The sequence below is a fragment of the Streptomyces tsukubensis genome (genome assembly GCF_003932715.1).
In the GTDB taxonomy this organism is placed as follows: domain Bacteria; phylum Actinomycetota; class Actinomycetes; order Streptomycetales; family Streptomycetaceae; genus Streptomyces; species Streptomyces tsukubensis.
Map to the genome: position 1 here is coordinate 6,460,002 of NZ_CP020700.1, position 17,413 is coordinate 6,477,414.

Sequence of the window (17,413 nt, forward strand, 5' to 3'; positions counted from 1 at the left end):
CGTAACGCGTGAGAGGCCGGACTTGTGCCCGACCTGAGGCGGAGATTTTGCCTCACATCAAGGTCTGTTACTCAATCGACACCCAACCGGATCCCTCGGGAGTGATCGGGTTGGATGGCGATGGGGACCGTACACGATCCGAAGATTGCAGCTCACGGGCGCCACCCCGTGTACTTCCCGTGATCCGGACCCCCGGAAACCCGGACTTTTACCGGCTTTCCGGAAGGAGCGTGATCACGGAGAGTGGATGGTCCGAAAATCGTCCCTGTGATTGATCACACACGGACAACCCTGGAACAGGTCCCGAAAATTCCGCCCAAAGCGAACGGATTTTCTCGTCCCGAGGACCGGCCCCGTCGGACATTCAGAGCGGCAGCGTGACGCGCATCACGAGCCCACCGCCCTCACGGGGCTCCGCGATGATACGGCCCCCGTGGGCCCGGACCACCGACCGGACGATCGACAGGCCGAGTCCGACGCCCTTGTCGCTGCCCGTCCGCTCCTGCCGCAGCCTGCGGAAGGGTTCGAAGATGTTGTCGGTCTCGTACGCCGGGACCACGGGCCCGGTGTTCTCCACCACCAGCTCGGCACGGCCCGTTCCGGTCCGGGTGGTCACCTCGACCCAGCCGCCGTCCGGCACGTTGTACCGCACGGCGTTCTGGACCAGGTTCAGGGCCACCCGCTCCAGTAGTACGCCGTTGCCCGACACGACCGCGGGCTCGCGCTCCCCGCGGATCTCCACACCCCGCTCGGCCGCCTCGCCGCGGGTCTGGTCCACCGCCCGGGTCGCGACCTCCGCCAGATCGACGGGTTTGTGCTCGACGATCTGGTTCTCGCTCCGGGCGAGCAGCAGCAGCCCCTCCACGAGCTGCTCGCTCCGCTCGTTCGTGGCCAGCAGCGTCTTGCCGAGCTGCTGGAGCTCCACGGGGGCGCCGGGATCGGAGAGATGCACCTCCAGCAGGGTGCGGTTGATCGCCAGCGGCGTCCGCAGCTCGTGGGAGGCGTTGGCGACGAACCGCTGCTGGGCGGTGAAGGCGCGCTCCAGCCGGGCCAGCATCTCGTCGAAGGTGTCCGCCAGCTCCTTCAGCTCGTCCTCCGGCCCGTCGAGCTTGATCCGGCGGGACAGGTCCGAACCGGCGACCTGGCGGGCGGTACGGGTGATCCGGCCCAGCGGCGACAGCACCCGGCCCGCCATCGCGTAACCGAACGCGAAGGCGATGATGCTCAGCCCCAGCAGGGCGAAGAGGGAGCGGCGCAGCAGGTCGTTGAGCGCCACCTCGCGCTGGTGCGCGAAGCACTGCGTGAGGGCGGAGGTGAACTCCTCGCTCGTACCGTCGGCGGGCAGGTTGCAGCCGCTCGTCGTCTCCTGGAACTTCCCGGAGATGATCTTGAACGGCAGATTGCTGTTGCTGCCGTCGTGCAGTGCCTGGGCGGCCAGCAGATAGATGATCGACAGCAGCAGGATGCCCGCGATCAAGAACATCCCGCCGTACAGCAGGGTGAGCCTTATCCGGATCGTGGGCCGCAGCAGCGGGCGGACCGGAGTGCGCGGGTCCCAGGAGGGCTTCGGGGGCACCTTGGGCGGTGCGGGAGCGGCGGGCACGGGTCAGATCCGATAGCCGGAACCCGGCACGGTGACGATCACCGGCGGCTCCCCGAGCTTGCGGCGCAGGGTCATCACGGTCACCCGCACCACGTTCGTGAACGGATCGGTGTTCTCGTCCCAGGCCTTCTCCAGCAGCTGCTCCGCCGAGACCACCGCACCCTCGCTGCGCATCAGCACCTCCAGCACCGCGAACTCCTTCGGCGCGAGCTGGATCTCCCGGCCGTCCCGGAACACCTCGCGGCGGTTCGGGTCCAGCTTGATCCCGGCGCGCTCCAGCACGGGCGGCAGCGGCACCGTGGTCCGCCGCCCCAGCGCCCGCACCCGGGCGGTCAGCTCGGTGAATGCGAACGGCTTGGGCAGATAGTCGTCGGCGCCCAGCTCCAGGCCCTCGACCCGGTCCGAGACGTCCCCCGACGCGGTCAGCATCAGCACCCGGGTCGGCACGCCCAGCTCCACGACCTTGCGGCACACGTCGTCGCCGTGGACCAGTGGCAGATCGCGGTCGAGCACCACCACGTCGTAGTCGTTCACGCCGATCCGCTCCAGCGCGGCGGCCCCGTCGTACACCACGTCGACCGCCATGGCCTCCCGGCGCAGCCCGGTGGCCACCGCATCGGCGAGCAGCTGCTCGTCCTCGACGACGAGTACGCGCACGTCGCGATCCTTCCCTTGGCCCCGTCGACCCGATCGGGGCATGTCCGTGCACTGTCTGTGCGCTTCCATCCTGCCCGTTACGCGCGTAAACCGGCTGTAAGGCGGGATGCTCCCGCCTTCGGAGCCGGAGCCGAGGTGCCGGGCGGTGCGGGAATCAAAGGATTTCCGGCGGAGTTGAGGTTTCTCTGAGGGAAGGCCGGGGGAGGACGAGAAGACACCCGAGATCACGCCCTGGAGGGCGCACCCCCCGTATGCGCCCGTCCGCCGCCGGAAGCGACGCAGGACGGCGCCGGCCGTGATCGACCCGCCCCCGTCCGCGGCTGCCCGCGGCGGAGGGCACTCAGGCACACCCCCGTGCCACCACCCACGACGAGGGGGCGCATATGGACGCATTCACCGCAGGACTGCTACAGCGCATAAAGGCCACGGAAACCGACCTCACCCTGGCTCGCGAGACCGGCGACGACTTCCTCGCGGATGTCGAGCTGGCCGAGCTGGAAGACCTCCGGCGGCTGGCCGCCGAGCACGGCGTGCGGGTCGAAGCGGCCTGACCCGTCCGGCCCGGCGCCCGTCCGCACCCGTACCCACACCCACCACCGGCCCACGCCTGACGCACGACTGACGCACGCCCGACCCACGCCTCAGCCACGACTACGCACGACTGCGCGTGAACCGTAGACATCGGTGGGTCCGGCACCCGACAGGGGCCGGGCCCACCACCGTACGAACCCCGGGGTTTCCCCGGGACCGCGGACGGGCGCCGCCCCGGTCCATCCGCCCGGTGCGGCGCCACACCGTCCCCGGGCGGACATCTGCCGATGGCCGTAATCCGACGGCGGCGCCCCGGTCTCCGGTCAGTCGTGCCAGGCGCCGAACTCCTCCAGCAGGCCCTGGAGCGGGCCGAAGACCCCGGGGACGGCCGCGACGGCCAGCTCGTACGAGGGAGGGCTCCCCGGGCGGCCCCCGGTCTGCGCACCGGCCTCCCGGGCGATCAGATCGCCCGCCGCCAGATCCCAGGGGTGGAGCCCCCGCTCGTAGTAGCCGTCCAGCCGGCCCGCCGCCACATCGCACAGGTCCACGGCGGCCGAGCCGCCGCGCCGGATGTCCCGCAGCTTCGGAATCAGCCGCTCCGCCACCGCTGCCTGATGGGTGCGGACCTCGGCGACGTAGTTGAAGCCCGTGGCGACGAGTGCCTGGTCCAGCGGCGGCGCCGGACGGCAGCGCACCGGCCGGTCGTTCAGGAAGGCACCCCCGCCCAGCACGGCCCGGCTCGTCTCGCCGCGCATCGGAGCCGTCACCACCCCGACGACCGTCTCGCCGTCGCGCTGTGCCGCGATCGACACCGACCAGGTCGGCAGCCCGTAGAGGTAGTTCACCGTGCCGTCCAGCGGATCCACGACCCAGCGGATGCCGCTGGTCCCCGTGCTGGAGGCACCCTCCTCGCCCAGGAATCCGTCGTCGGGCCTGCGCTCCGCCAGAAAGCCGGTGATCAGCTTCTCGGCCGCGATGTCCATCTCGGTGACCACGTCGATCGGGCTGGACTTGGTCGCCGCCACCCCCAGATCGTCCGGACGGCCGTCGCGCAGCAGCCGGCCCGCCCGGTCGGCGGCCTCCAGGGCCAGGGCGAGCAGTTCGGACAGGAGCGGGTCACTCGTGGTGGTCACGGCCATTCCTCACGGTCGGCACGGGAAGGAGGCGAGAAGGAGACGGGAACGGAGACGAAGGCGAAACCGGAGGCGAGAAGGAGGCGGGAACGGAGGCGAGAGGGGGACAGCACGGGGGAGCGGCGTCATGCGTACGGATCGTCCGCACCGGCCGCCGCGGGCCGCGCGACCCGCGCCGGACAGCAGCCCACCGGGCAGACGTCGTGCGACGCCCCCAGCGCGCCCAGGGCACACGGCCGCACCGGCTCGCCGCGCTCCGTCGCCGCCCGCTCCAGGACCAGCTCCCGCACGGCCGCCGCGAACCGCGGGTCCGCGCCGACCGTCGCCGACCGGCGCACCGGCAGCCCCAGCTCGGCCGCCTTGGCCGCCGCTTCCGTATCGAGGTCGTACAGCACCTCCATATGGTCCGAGACGAACCCGATGGGCACCATCACGGCCGCCGGGGCCCCCGCGCCGTGCAACTCCTCCAGGTGGTCGCAGACGTCGGGCTCCAGCCAGGGGATGTGCGGGGCGCCGCTGCGGGACTGGTAGACCAGCTCCCAGGGGCGGTCCGCACCGGTCTCCGCACGGACGGCGTCCGCGATCACCCGGGCCACGTCCCGGTGCTCCCGCAGATACGCCCCGCCGTCGCCGTGCCCCTCCACCGGGCCGGAAGCGTCCGCCGATGCCGTGGGGATGGAGTGCGTCGTGAACACGAGGTGCGCGTCCGCGCGCAGCTCCTCCGGCAGGTCCGCGAGCGCCGCCAGCACCCCGTCGACCATGGGCCGCACGAACCCGGGGTGGTTGAAGTAGTGCCGGAGCTTGTCGACCCGCGGCGGCTCCAGCCCCTCCGCCCCCAGTGCGCCGAGTGCGTCCGCGAGGTTCTCGCGGTACTGGCGGCAGCCCGAGTACGAGGCGTACGCGCTGGTGGCGAGCACGGCGATCCGGCGGCGTCCGTCATGGACCATGTCCCGCAGTGTGTCGGTCAGATACGGGGCCCAGTTTCTGTTGCCCCAGTACACCGGCAGGTCCAGGCCGTGGTCCGCGAAGTCCTTGCGGAGCGCGTCCAGCAGCGCACGGTTCTGGTCGTTGATCGGACTGACGCCGCCGAACAGGAAGTAGTGCTCCCCGACCTCCTTCAGACGCTCCCTGGGGATGCCCCGGCCGCGTGTCACGTTCTCCAGGAACGGGACCACATCGTCCGGTCCCTCGGGACCGCCGAAGGAGAGCAGGAGCAGGGCGTCGTACGGGGTGGGGTCATGCAGGTCGGACATGAACCGATCCTCCCACCCGGCACCGACAACGCCGCACCCACCCGCCGCCACGACCCCCGTACGAGGCACCTCCACCCTGCCGGGAACCCCGCACGGGCGAAGGTCGTTCCAGCTCACGGACCGATTTCCGGGAAACCCCGGTGCGCGCGGCCGATCCCGGCGCGTAATCTGTCATCGCCACTGATACGCCTTACCGGACCTGTCCCACCGGAGCCCGTGTTGCCCAGTCCCTACCGCGCCATCTTCGCCGCCCCCGGCGCCAAGGCGTTCTCCGCCGCCGGACTCGTCGGACGGCTGCCGCTGGCGATGACCGGCGTCGGAGTGCTGGCGATGATCTCCGAGCTGACCGGCCGCTACCGGCTCGCCGGTCTGGTCGCGGCGACCATCGCCCTCGCGGCCGCGGCCCTCGGCCCCCAGATATCCCGGCTGGTCGACCGGCACGGCCAGACGAAGGTGCTCCGCCCGGCCACCCTGGTGTCGGTGGCCTCGGGGACGGGCCTCATCCTCTGCGCCACCGCGGGCGCCCCGGTGTGGACGCTGTTCGTGTTCGCCGCCGGCGTCGGCTGCGTGCCGAGCGTCGGCTCGATGGTCCGCGCCCGCTGGGCGGCGATCTACCAGGGCCGCGGGGAGCTGCACACCGCGTACTCCTGGGAGTCCATCGTCGACGAACTCTGCTTCATCGCCGGACCCCCGCTGGCGATCGGCCTGTCCACCGCCTGGTTCCCGGCGGCCGGTCCGCTGCTCGCCGGTCTCTTCCTGATGACCGGAGTCTTCTGGCTGACCGCCCAGAAGGCCACCGAGCCGATCCCGGCCCCGCGGGAGCACCACACGCCCGGCTCGGCGATGGCCTCGCGCGGCCTCCAGGTCCTGGTGGTCACCTTCGTCGCCACGGGCGCCATCTTCGGCTCGGTCGAGGTGATCTCCGTGGCCTTCGCCGAGGAGCAGGGCAACAAGGCCGCGTCCAGCATCGCGCTGGCGGTCTACGCCGCCGGTTCCTGCCTGGCGGGACTGGTCTTCGGACTGCTCCGCCTCAAGGGCTCGCCCGGACGTCGTTGGCTGCTCGGCGTCTGCGCGATGGCCGTGAGCACGATCCCCCTCCTGTTCGTCGGGAACCTGGTCGCCCTGAGCCTGGCGCTGTTCGTCGCGGGCCTGGCCATCGCCCCGACGATGGTGACCACCATGGGGCTGGTCGGTTCGCACGTCCCCTCCGCCAAGCTGACCGAGGGGATGACCTGGGTCAGTACGGGCCTCGCGGTCGGCGTGGCGCTGGGCTCCGGCGCGGCGGGTGTCGCCGTCGACGAATGGGGTGCGCAGACCGCGTACGGCGTCCCGGGGGTTGCCGGACTGCTGGCGGCCGTGGTGGCGTTCGTCGGATACCGCCGGCTGAGCCGGCCGGCGACGACGCGGGAGGGGCAGCGGGTCGATGAGCACGATCAGCACGCAGAGCGGGACGCGAACCTGGCGTAACTGGGCGGGGACCGTCACCGCCCGCCCCGTGCGGGAGGCGATGCCCGCGTCGGCGGACGAGGTCGCCGCCGCGGTACGGCGGGCCGCCGAGGACGGCCTCCGGGTCAAAACGGTCGGTACGGGCCACTCCTTCACGGCCGTCGCAGCCACCGACGGGCTGCTCATCCGTCCCGATCTCCTCACGGGCATCCGGCGGATCGACCGCGAGGCCATGACGGTGACCGTGGCCTCCGGCACCCCCTTGAGGCGGCTCAACCAGGCCCTCGCGCGCGAGGGCCTGTCGCTCGCCAACATGGGCGACATCATGGCGCAGACCGTCGCCGGGGCGGTCAGCACCGGCACGCACGGCACGGGCCGGGACTCCGGTTCGCTGGCCGCCCAGATCCGCGGCCTGGAACTGGTCACCGCCGACGGCTCCCTGCTGACCTGCGACGCCGAGACCCGCCCGGAGGTCTTCGCCGCCGCCAGGATCGGCCTGGGCGCCCTCGGAGTGATCACGGCAGTCACCCTCGCCGTCGAACCGCTCTTCCTGCTGACCGCACGGGAGGAGCCGATGACCTTCGGCCGGGTGGTCGCCGAATTCGAGGAGCTGCACGCGGAGAACGAGCACTTCGAGTTCTACTGGTTCCCCCACACGGACAACTGCAACACCAAGCGCAACAACCGCAGCGCGGGACCCCTGATCTCACCCGGTGCGCTCCTCGGGTGGATAGACGACGAACTCCTCTCCAACGGCCTGTTCCAGGTGGCGAACTCCGTCGGCCGGGCCGTCCCCGCCGCGATACCGCCGATCGCCAGATTCGCCAGCCGGGCCCTGTCCGCCCGTACGTACACCGACATTCCCTACAAGGTCTTCACCTCCCCCCGCCGGGTGCGCTTCGTGGAGATGGAGTACGCGCTGCCGCGCGAGGCCTGTACGGCGGCGCTGCGCGAGGTCCGGGCGATGATCGAACGCTCGCCGCTGAAGATCAGCTTCCCGGTCGAGGTACGGACCGCCCCCGCCGACGACATCACCCTCTCCACCGCCTCCGGGCGGGACAGCGCCTACATCGCCGTCCATCTGTACCGGGGGACGCCCCACCGGGCCTACTTCACGGCGGTGGAGCGCATCATGACCGCGCACGGGGGTCGGCCGCACTGGGGCAAACTGCACACCCGGGACGCGGAGTACCTGGCCGCGGCGTACCCGCGGTTCGGGGAGTTCACGGCGCTCCGGGACCGGCTCGACCCGGAGCGGCTGTTCGGGAACGACCATCTGCGGCGCGTGCTGGGCGACTGAACGGGCCGCAGGGGGCGGGTCATCCGCCGCCGGCCGCGCTCCCCGCTGTACCGGCGCCGGTACCCGTGCCCGTACGCGAACCGGATTCCGCTCCCGGGCCCTTGGAGCCGCCGTCGGTGCCGGTGGCCGTTCCGGGGGCGGTGCCGCCCGTTCCGGGGGCTTCCGTGGTCGGAGGAGTCGGGTCGGGTGCCGGCGGGTCCGGAGTGGCGGACGGTCCGGGGGAGGGCTTTCCGCCGGACGGATCCGGCTTCCCGGAGCCGCTGTTCCCGTTCCCCTCCCCGTCGGGCGTCGGACCGGCCGGCCCCTCGCCGGGCGCGTCCTCCCGCTCCGTACGGTCCCCGGTTCCTTCCTCCGGGCCGGAGGAAGGAGCGCCGGGCCGCGGGGAGGTGTCGCCGCCGCCACCGGAGCCGCCGCCTCCGGAGCCGCCCCGCACGACCGAGCCGACCGTGGTCCCCGGGCTGCCGTCGAGCCCGGAGCCGGAGAGCACTTCGTATCCGGTGATCCCGGTCATGGCGACGCCGAAGACCACGGCGGCCGCGGCGGCGGGGCGCTTCCACCCCCGCATCCGGGTGCCGTGGGTGGTGGCGGCACCGAACTCGCCCGCGGGCGCCGCCGACAGGGACCGGGACGACGGCAGGGACGGCGGCAGGGACGGCGGTACGGGCTCCGCCGGGGGAGGCCGCCTCCCTCCTGCGGGGGTCCGTGCGTCACGGAGCTGGTCACCGGTACGGCTGAAGAGATGCTGGATGAGCGGGCCGCCGCAGGTGGCCACGGCGCTGACCACGCCTGCGCCGACGATCGTGCCGTACACCCCGAGTCTGGAGGCGAGTACGGCCGCGGCGACCGCGGCCAGCACGCTCGCGGCCACCTGGGGCACGCTCAGGTCGAGCCGTCGCTCCGCCTGTTCCCGGGGCTCCCGGGAGGGGTGCGGACGGCCCGGATCGAACCGGCTGCCACCGGTTTCCGGCCTCTGATACATCGTCTGTCCCTGCTCGCCCTTCTGCGGAGTCCGTACACATGAGGGACAGATGGGGCGAAGTGAATAGTTCCCTTTGGGGAGATTCTGTGAACCAAGACACCTGTCTCACTCGTTCGGCGGACGGTCGCGCCGTCCGCCGTGAACTTCGGTGGCGAGGCAGTCCACCCTGATGGCCCGAATGGAGTACTGTGGCCAGCCTTGGGCCCGGACTCCCTCATGGGTGCCCGGATCCCGGGAAATGGGGGCCGAAAGCGGCGCTCGATCCGGCGGCGTCGCAATACCGCGCGGAAATCTGCACGCAGAGTGATTCTGTGATCACGCTGAGTGGCCAACAGGTAACCGTGCCACAGTGGCGATCACGGGCCTGTGCCCGACACGCCGGAGCAACTCGGCAAGGTTGTGGCAGGCTGCACCCGGGCAGGCCACACTCGACTAGCGGAAGCAGCGACGCACAGGTGACGTCGGCAGGCACCACCCGGGAGGTCCCCATGCCCGAACTGCGTGTCGTGGCCGTCTCCAACGACGGCACACGACTGGTGCTCAAGGCTGCGGACAGCACGGAGTACACCCTTCCGATCGACGAGCGGCTGCGGGCCGCCGTACGCAACGACCGCGCCCGCCTCGGCCAGATCGAAATCGAGGTCGAGAGCCACCTCCGTCCCCGGGACATCCAGGCCCGGATACGCGCGGGAGCCTCGGCGGAGGAAGTCGCCCAGATGGCGGGCATCCCGGTCGAACGGGTGCGCCGCTTCGAGGGCCCCGTGCTCGCCGAGCGGGCCTTCATGGCCGAGCGCGCCCGCAAGACCCCCGTACGACGCCCCGGGGAGAACTCCGGGCCCCCGCTCGGCGAGGCCGTCCAGGAACGGCTGGTGCTGCGCGGTGCGGAGAAGGACACCACCCTCTGGGACTCCTGGCGGCGTGACGACGGCACCTGGGAGGTGCTGCTCGTCTACCGGGTGGCGGGCGAACCCCACTCCGCGAGCTGGACGTACGACCCGCCGCGCAGGCTGGTGCAGGCCGTCGACGACGAAGCGCGCGCGCTGATCGGCGAGACGGACGACACCATCGCCGCGCACGAGGCCAGCGTTCCGTTTGTGCCGAGGATCGCCAGGCTGCCCCGGGACCGGCCGCTGGACCGGACCCTCGACCGGGCGCCGGACCGGTCCGCCGGGCCGGCGGGCGGTGGTGCCCCGGCGTCCGATGACGGTGAGCGGGACTCGCTGACGAGCCTTCTGGAGGCCGTGCCGAGCTTCCGGGGCGACATGGTGGTTCCGGAGCGGCCCGTGCCCGCGGAGGCCGAGGAGAGCGCCGTGGAGCCCGAGGCGGAGGAGACGGTCGCGCCCGCGGCCTCGGCCGGCGCGGGATCCGCGTACGCCGATGTGCTGATGCCGCGTTCGGTCGCCGGCCACCGGGACCGGCTGATCGGGACCACCGACCGGCAGGCCGAGGCGGACGGCGTCCGTCCGGGACGGCGTGCCGCCGTCCCGAGCTGGGACGAGATCGTCTTCGGTACGCGCCGCAAGAAGCAGGACTGACACCGGCGGCGGCCCTTCCCGGGCCGCCGCCGGGACGGTCATGGACCGGGAGCGCCCGCCGCGGCCCGGACGAAGGCGTCGAAGATGCGCTGCTGGGCTGGGTCGTCGTGCGCCGTGTCCTCCGGATGCCACTGAACCGCGGTCAGCCAGTCCTGCGCACCGACGAGTTCCAGCGCTTCCGCCGTGCCGTCCGCGGCCCGTGCCGTGACCCGCAGTCCGTCGCCGAGCAGATCGACCCGTTGCCGGTGGTGGCAGGAGGCCCGCACCGTCTCGTTTCCGGCGATCCGCGCTATCCGGGAACCGGGGCGCAGGGTGACCGGGTGGAGCAGCTGCCGGTGGCCGGATTCCGTGCCGGGCGCGTCCTCTTGAAGGGTGCCGCCGAGCACGGTGTTCACGATGTGGAGCCCGCGGCAGACCGCCAGGATCGGCAGCCCGGTGCGCAGCGCCTGACGGGCCAGTTCGAGATCGAAGCCGTCCTGCTCGGCGTCGTCCCCGGTGGAGCCCGCCGCCCCGTGGTTCGGGGAATCGTCGTGGAGCGTGCCGTTCCCGGTGTAGCGGTGCGGTGCGAAGTCCCCGCCGCCGGGCAGCAGGACCCCGTCGAAACGGGCGAGCCGGGCCGCCACATCGTCCGCGTAGGCGATTCCGCCCGGTGCGTACGGATGGAGGGTGACGGGCTCACCGCCCGCCCGCCACACCGCGTCCACGAGCGGGCGGGCACTGACCACGGCGGTGTCCGGAAGGACCGGAGCCGACGGGGAGAAGCGGGCGGGGACGGCGATGAGGGGTCTGGGCAGGGTCACGGGCGGATCCAGGGGCTCGGTGCGGGGCCGGGCCGTCTCCGGACGGCCGCGCCGGCCCTCGGTGGGAAGGGCTGTGGTGAACGACCGGTTTGAGGGGGGCGTGGTTGCGCCGGGGGAGCGGAATGATTCCGGACTCCTGCGCGGAAGGGGTGGTCACGCGTTTCCGGCCGGTCGGCGGCGGCCGGGGTACGGAGCCCCGGGACGGTTGTCCGTACCGGGCGACATGGCACGGGGCGAGGCCGGCCGGGGCCTTCCTGACGGCCGCGCCGCTGTCCCCCGGTCCTTTCCGGGCCGGGTACCGCGGGAGGCGAGCGTACGGAGGCCGAACGCCCGGTCCTGGCGGGGCCGGTGGGCGGGAAGGGGCCCGGCCGGACCGGAGCGCATGCGGTCGGTACGGGCCACCGTCGGCGGCTGTGCGGGACGGACCGTCCCGCACAGCCGCCGACGGTGGCGGGTCGTAGTCCGCCGGTTCCGGTCGGCGGATCACGACACTGTCGGGTTTGCTCAGTCGGGCGCAGATCGGCTCATGTCTGCTCTGAACGCATCAGGTTGCACCAGGTTGCATTAGTGGGGCGTGTTCGGATCGGATCGGATCCGGGGCGATCGGTTCCGACCAATGCTGTGCGGCTCTGTTCGCTTCGACGGTCTCTTGTGCCGTCACTGCGGTCGGTACGGGGTCGCTGCGGGTGTTCCGGAAAGGTCAGACCTGGCGGGGTGCGGCCAGCCGCCGTGCCGCCCTGGCCTCCTTCTCCGCCTCCTGCCACAGCCGCTGGAGCATGCGCCGCCGCTCCGAGGGGCGCATCCGGGCGATCGCGATCTCCGCGCAGGCCACACCGTCGGCCCAGGGCATCGTCACGATCCCGCGCTGGCGCGGAATTCCGGCCATGGTCCCCGGTGCGGCGTGCACCCGGGCCGGATGCCGGTGGTCGGACGTCCGCGCGCCCCGCGCCTCGGTGTTCCGCGAAGCCGAGGCCGCCGCCCTGGCGTCCGCCCGCTGCTTCTGCTGCTGCGGAGTCAGCCGGGAGAGATTGCGCACATGGACGACCTTGCGCCGGCCCGCCAGCAGGTCCGCCTGGAGTTCCGGGCCGAGTTCGAGGACGGAGAGCTTGGAGGAGATCGTCGACTGGGCGATGCCCAGCCGCTTGGCGGCCTTGTTCTGGGAGCCGTAGAACTCCACCAGCTTCTTCAGGGCGTACGCCTGTTCCAGCGGGTTCATATCGTCCCGGTGGACGTTGGCGACGAACGCCGCCTCCAGGAGGGAGCGGTCGGTCGAGACGAGGGCGTCGTCCACACTGACGCGGACGCTGGCCAGCCCCGCCTTGCGCGCTGCCTCCAGCCGGCGGTGGCCGTCGACGACGATGTAGCGGGCGCCCGGGTCCAGTTCGGCGGCACGGGACGGTCGTTCCCGGACGTACGCCTCGACCGAGGCCACCGTGATGGCGTTGACGAGGCCGATCTCCCGGATGCTGGTGGTCAGCGGTTCGAGGTCGCGCAGGGCCTCCCGAGGGTTGTCGGGATTCCGGCCGATGGAGCCGAGAGTCAGCTCCGACGGCTGCCCGTCTTCGGTGTCCTGGTCCGTGGCACTCTGGGATCGTGTCTGGTGCGTCCTGTCGGTCTCGATGAACATATCGGAAGACATGCAGGTGAGCCCTTTCCTCTTACGTGCCGCCCGGGTTCCCCGTGTTCAAGCCCGAGCAGACGTCAAATGTGCCAGGCCGCACCGGCCAGAGCTTGGCCAACTGATTGCCAAACGCTTGCCACGGAGCGGGGTGATTGCGGAGGATTCACGACATGACCGATGGGGGAATGCGGTTCCGGATCCTCGGCGGCCTGGAATGGACCGTCGACGGCGCATCGTTGCGTATCGGGCGGCGCCGTGAACGGCTGCTGCTCGGCCTGCTGCTGCTCGATGTCGGACGGGTGGTTCCGGCGAACCGGCTGATCAGTCTGCTCTGGGACGAGGGGCAGTCCCCGTCGAGCGCCCGGGGCAGCCTTCAGGTCCATGTCTCACGCCTCCGCGGCCGGTTCACGGCCGAGGACGCCGAGCACTACGGCTTCGCGCTGGTGAAATCGGGCGACGGCTATCTGATCGAAGGCGATCCCAGCGCCGTCGACCTGCACCGCTTCCGCTCCCTGCTGCTCCGCGCCGAACGCGCCGACAACCTCGACGAGCGGCTGAAGCTGCTGGACGCGGCCCTGGCCGACTGGGGCGGACCGGTGCTGGCCGGCACCGCGCCCGAGGGGCTGGTGCGCCGGCTGGGCGCCGGTTTCGAGGATTCGTACATCTCCGCGGTCACCCAGCGCGCGGAGACCCGGCTGCTGCTGGGCCGCCGCGAACTGGTGCTGGAGGACCTGGCGCGGGCCACGGCGGAGCATCCGCACCACGAGCGCCTTGCCATGCTGAGGATGATCGCGCTGTACCGCGCGGACCACCGCGGCGAGGCGCTGGAGGTCTACAACGAGACCCGCACCCGGCTTGCCGAGGACCTCGGTCTGGACCCGGGCGCCGACCTCCGGCATGTACAGAACATGATCCTGCGGGCCGATCCCCTGCTGCTGGACGATGCGGTCGTGCCCCGTACCGAACGTGCCCGGGGCGATGTCTCCGGCCGTGCGGGGTGGTTCCTGGGCGCGGTGCCCAATCCGCGCGCCGGCGGCGCCGGTGAGCGCGTACCCGGTGACAGGCCCGGGAGCCCGCAGCTCCGGTCCGGCGGCGGTACGGGCGCGCGCGGGGGAGCGGAATCTCCCGCGGGCTCATGGCGGGAGCGCGGACCGCATACGGGCGGCGGCGGAGACACCGGCGGGCGCGCGGGCGCGGACGAGGGCGCCCGCCCCGGGCCCGAGGGCGACGGCGCACGCGGCCGCCCCGCCGACCGCCGGAGCGGCGCCGGGCCCGACCACGGACACGCCTCCCTCCGTACGTCCGGTCACGGTCACGGCCTTGCCGACGGCCAGGGGCCCGTTCCGGGCCACGGCCACGACCACGCGCGCTCCCACGACGACTATGCGGCGGGGCGCGTACGCCCCGAGGCCGAATCGGTCCAGCGCCAGTCCCGGACCGGGGCGTTCATCGGCCGGGCCAAGGAACTGGCCCTGATGGGGCGGCTGGTCGAGGAGGCCAGCGGCGGTTCCGGAGTGCTGATGATCGTGGGCCCCGCGGGCAGTGGCAAAACCGCCCTGGCGCTCCACTGGTGCCGCAGCTCGCGGGAGACCTTCCCCGACGGCCAGCTCTTCCTCGACCTGCGCGGCCACAGCGACGAGAGCCCGATGCGCCCCAAGGAGGCGCTGTCCGGCCTGCTCCGCGCCCTGGGCATCCCGTACCAGAACATTCCGCATGAACTAGCCGAAATGGCGGAGCTGTACCAGAGCACCCTCGCCGACCGGCGCGTCCTCATCGTTCTCGACAATGCGGAATCGGCGGATCAGGTACGGCAACTGCTGCCGTACGACACCGGATGCCTCGCGCTGGTCACCAGCCGCAACCGGCTGGGGTCGCTGATCGTGACGCACGGCGCGTCCATGCTGCCGCTCCAGCCACTGGCGTCCGAGGAGGCCAAGGCGCTGGTGCGCAGTGTGGTCGGGGCGCGCCGGGCCGAGGCGGAGCCCGAGGCGCTCGGAGACCTGGTCGCGATCTGCGGGCGCAGTCCGCTCGCGCTGCGGATCGCCGCCGCCAATCTGGCCCTGCACCCCGACAGCCTGATCGCCCACCACGTACGGGAGCTGCGGTCCGGGAATCCTCTGGAGACGCTGGCGGTGGCGGGCGATCCGGACGCGGCGGTGCGCCGGACGTTCGAACTGTCCTACCGGCGGCTCGACCCGGACGCACGGGACGCGTTCCGGCTGCTGGGGATCCTGCCGGGGCCGGTGACGACGGTTCCGGCCGTCGCGGCGCTCCTCGGCCGCTCCGTCGCGGCCGCGAGCGGACTTCTCGACCGGCTGTTCGCGGAGCATCTGGTCGAGCGGATCGGCCGGGACCGGCTGCGGCTGCACGATCTGATCTGGTGGTACGCACGCCTCCTGGTGGAAGCGGGGGATCCCATTCCCGTTCAGCGGGAGGCCCGTCGTCGGCTGCTGCGCTGGTACGCGGTCTCCGCCGACTCCGCGGCCCGCTGCCTGTATCCGCAGATGCTGCGCCTGGAAGTGGCCCCGGTGGGAGCGGACGCCCGTACCGCCACCTTCGACGACCCGCAGCGCGCCGCCGACTGGTTCGACGCGGAGCACGCGGACCTGGTGCGGCTGATCGAAGCCGAGGCGCCGGGAGACGGCGGTACGGCAGCACAGACGGCAGCAAAGACCGCCGGAGACGGTGCCTCCGATTCCGGTCCGGACTCCAGCGTGTGGATCATTGCCGACATCCTCCGGGGCTACTTCTGGCTCCGCCGGCACACCGACTCCTGGGCGGCGGTCGCCACGGTCGCCCTGCGGACCGCGCACGAGGCCGGGGACTTCCGCGGTCAGGCCGCGGCCCATCAGAGCCTGGGGCTGGTCAGCTTCACCCGCGGGGACCTGGAACTGAGCCGTAATCACTTCGAACAGGCCATCGAGTTGGCCCGGCGGGCCGACTGGGGTGTGGCCGAGTCCGTCGCGCTGTCCAACCTCGCGGGCGTCTCGGGCGATCTGGGCCTGCTCAGCCAGGCCGCCGAGTACTACGGCCAGTCGATCGCGATCGACCGCAAGCTCCGCCGCAGCCCCTCCCAGCCGTTCCTCGGGCTCGGTGAAGTGCTGCACAGCATGGGACGGTTGCGGGAGGCGGAGCGGCTGTGCCGCCGCGCCCTCGCGCTCTCCCACAAGATCGGGGCACCCGACAGCCCCTCGCGGATCAGCTGCACCCTGGCGACGATCTCCCTCGACCTGGGTCTGCTGGTGACGGCGCAGGAACTGGCCATGACCTCCCGCAGGGGCTTCCAGGCCATCGGGAACCTCCCCGGCGAGGCCGAGGTGCTCAGTGTGCTCGCCATGATCGGAGCGGAGGCGGGCGACGGACAGGGCGCGCTGCGGGCCGCACTGACGGCGTGCCGGCTCAGCCGGCGCTCGGGGCGGCCGCGGCTGCGGCTCGACGCGATGATCGCGATGGGGCACGCCCGCTACCAGCTCGGCCAGTACGACCGGGCCTTCGAGCACTTCCGGATCGCCCGGGAGGCGGCCGAGGACATCGGCTACCTCAAGGGGCGCACGATGGCCCTGCTCGGGCTCGGGGTGTGCGCGGCGCGCATTCACCGGCCGCTGGAGGCCCTCGGGTACGCGGCGTCGGCCCTCAGCCTTGCCAAGGAGTCCCAGCTCCGGCTCCAGGAAGGGCAGGCGCAGGCGGTGATCGCCCTTTCGCAGGCCGCGTGCGGGGACCCCGTATCGGCGGCGCGGGCGGGGCGACTGGCCGAGGACATCTACGCGGCAACGGGCTACCGGCCCCTGCATTCGCCGTTCGGGCGCCCGATGGAAGGGCTTCCTTCGGAGGACGAGTTCCCGGAGCTGTGCCTGCCGAGCTGAGCGCGCGGCCCTGGACAGTGCCCTGGTCAGGGCCGCTGTCAGTCCCGCCGCCAGTGCCGTTGTCAGTGCCGTTGGATACGGTTTCCGAAGCCGGGACGGATCCGGCGGGGCGGCGCGGGGTTGCGCCGGGGGCGGACGGCGGAGCCCGAGCCGTTCGGCCGACGGTGAAAGGTGCGTGGCCCATCCGTGTCGCTGTTTGGGCCGAACGGGTGAGGGGCGGGAGGATGGGGTCATGAGCAGGTACGAAAGGTATGACGTCACGGACGAGCAGTGGGAGGGCCTCGCGCAGGTCGTCCCCTTGCGCGGCCGTGACGAATGGCCGTCACGGGTCGACCACCGAACCGTCCCCCAGGACTATGCGGCCGCGCGTCAGCGCCGGTTCATCGTGCTGCGGGTGCAGATCTTCGCGGACGCGCGGGAGGTCGCGGAGTATCTGGTCGGCGGGATCCCGGTACTCCTCGACCTCACGGGCGCGGACACGGACGTGGCGAAGCGGATTCTCGACTTCAGCAGTGGTGTCGTCTTCGGACTCGAATGCGGGATGCACCGGGTCGACCGGAACGTGTTCCTCCTGGCCCCGGCCGGTACCGAGGTCGACGGCATCACCGAGGCCGCGACCGGCACGTTCACGACCACGCGGCCCCGCGCCTGACCCCCGGCTCCGCTGCCGGGCCTGCTGCCGGGCCTTCCGG

The 17,413-nt window shown here is 72.2% G+C and carries 13 protein-coding genes; 6 read left to right on the forward strand and 7 right to left on the reverse strand.

The window, feature by feature from the left end; genetic code table 11:
- Positions 1-364 precede the first annotated feature (364 nt).
- Together B7R87_RS26840 and B7R87_RS26845 are read right to left on the reverse strand one after the other, a co-directional pair.
- On the reverse strand, positions 365-1,603 hold the full coding sequence (locus tag B7R87_RS26840) for a sensor histidine kinase (protein WP_006345897.1): 1,239 nt from the start codon (positions 1,601-1,603) through the stop codon (positions 365-367).
- Between the two features lie 3 nt (positions 1,604-1,606).
- Positions 1,607-2,260: a response regulator transcription factor gene (locus B7R87_RS26845; RefSeq protein WP_006345896.1), complete on the reverse strand. Its 654-nt coding sequence runs from the start codon at positions 2,258-2,260 to the stop codon at positions 1,607-1,609.
- A 383-nt stretch (positions 2,261-2,643) separates the two neighbouring features.
- On the opposite strand from B7R87_RS26845, the gene B7R87_RS33225 reads away from it, so the two are divergent.
- Positions 2,644-2,811 (forward strand): hypothetical protein, encoded by a 168-nt coding sequence (locus tag B7R87_RS33225; RefSeq protein ID WP_006345895.1) that lies wholly within the window; start codon positions 2,644-2,646, stop codon positions 2,809-2,811.
- A 303-nt stretch (positions 2,812-3,114) separates the two neighbouring features.
- On the opposite strand, the gene B7R87_RS26850 is transcribed toward B7R87_RS33225, so the two are convergent.
- Positions 3,115-3,924: an inositol monophosphatase family protein gene (locus tag B7R87_RS26850; protein WP_006345894.1), complete on the reverse strand. Its 810-nt coding sequence runs from the start codon at positions 3,922-3,924 to the stop codon at positions 3,115-3,117.
- Between the two features lie 125 nt (positions 3,925-4,049).
- A complete protein-coding gene (locus tag B7R87_RS26855) occupies positions 4,050-5,177 on the reverse strand; it encodes a ferrochelatase (protein WP_130584678.1) in 1,128 nt (375 codons plus the stop codon).
- Positions 5,178-5,396: 219 nt separating this feature from the next.
- Here B7R87_RS26855 and B7R87_RS26860 point away from each other — a divergent pair, with 219 nt between their 5' ends.
- Together B7R87_RS26860 and B7R87_RS26865 are read left to right on the forward strand one after the other, a co-directional pair.
- Positions 5,397-6,644, forward strand: coding sequence for an MFS transporter (locus B7R87_RS26860; protein WP_006345892.1), 1,248 nt, complete (start codon positions 5,397-5,399; stop codon positions 6,642-6,644).
- Entirely contained in the window at positions 6,601-7,923 is a 1,323-nt protein-coding gene (locus B7R87_RS26865) for a D-arabinono-1,4-lactone oxidase (protein WP_040913787.1), read from the forward strand. Before B7R87_RS26860 ends, B7R87_RS26865 begins: the two co-directional genes overlap by 44 nt.
- A 19-nt stretch (positions 7,924-7,942) precedes the next feature.
- On the opposite strand, the gene B7R87_RS26870 is transcribed toward B7R87_RS26865, so the two are convergent.
- Positions 7,943-8,902: a hypothetical protein gene (locus B7R87_RS26870; protein WP_006345890.1), complete on the reverse strand. Its 960-nt coding sequence runs from the start codon at positions 8,900-8,902 to the stop codon at positions 7,943-7,945.
- Between the two features lie 455 nt (positions 8,903-9,357).
- Here B7R87_RS26870 and sepH point away from each other — a divergent pair, with 455 nt between their 5' ends.
- Entirely contained in the window at positions 9,358-10,437 is a 1,080-nt protein-coding gene (gene sepH, locus B7R87_RS26875; protein ID WP_006345889.1) for a septation protein SepH, read from the forward strand.
- A gap of 38 nt (positions 10,438-10,475) precedes the next feature.
- On the opposite strand, the gene B7R87_RS26880 is transcribed toward sepH, so the two are convergent.
- On the reverse strand, positions 10,476-11,231 hold the full coding sequence (locus B7R87_RS26880; RefSeq protein ID WP_040913788.1) for a gamma-glutamyl-gamma-aminobutyrate hydrolase family protein: 756 nt from the start codon (positions 11,229-11,231) through the stop codon (positions 10,476-10,478).
- Positions 11,232-11,937: 706 nt separating this feature from the next.
- Complete coding sequence (locus B7R87_RS26885; RefSeq protein WP_006345887.1) at positions 11,938-12,876, reverse strand: ParB/RepB/Spo0J family partition protein; 939 nt, start codon at positions 12,874-12,876, stop codon at positions 11,938-11,940.
- A gap of 152 nt (positions 12,877-13,028) precedes the next feature.
- Between B7R87_RS26885 and B7R87_RS26890 the strand changes: the two genes are divergently transcribed.
- Both B7R87_RS26890 and B7R87_RS26895 read left to right on the forward strand, forming a co-directional pair.
- Positions 13,029-16,721, forward strand: a complete 3,693-nt coding sequence (locus B7R87_RS26890) for an AfsR/SARP family transcriptional regulator (protein WP_130584679.1) — start codon at positions 13,029-13,031, stop codon at positions 16,719-16,721.
- A 232-nt stretch (positions 16,722-16,953) separates the two neighbouring features.
- The gene (locus B7R87_RS26895; protein ID WP_006345884.1) at positions 16,954-17,373 is read left to right on the forward strand and encodes a cell division protein SepF; all 420 of its coding nucleotides are present in this window, start codon (positions 16,954-16,956) and stop codon (positions 17,371-17,373) included.
- Positions 17,374-17,413: the final 40 nt, after the last annotated feature.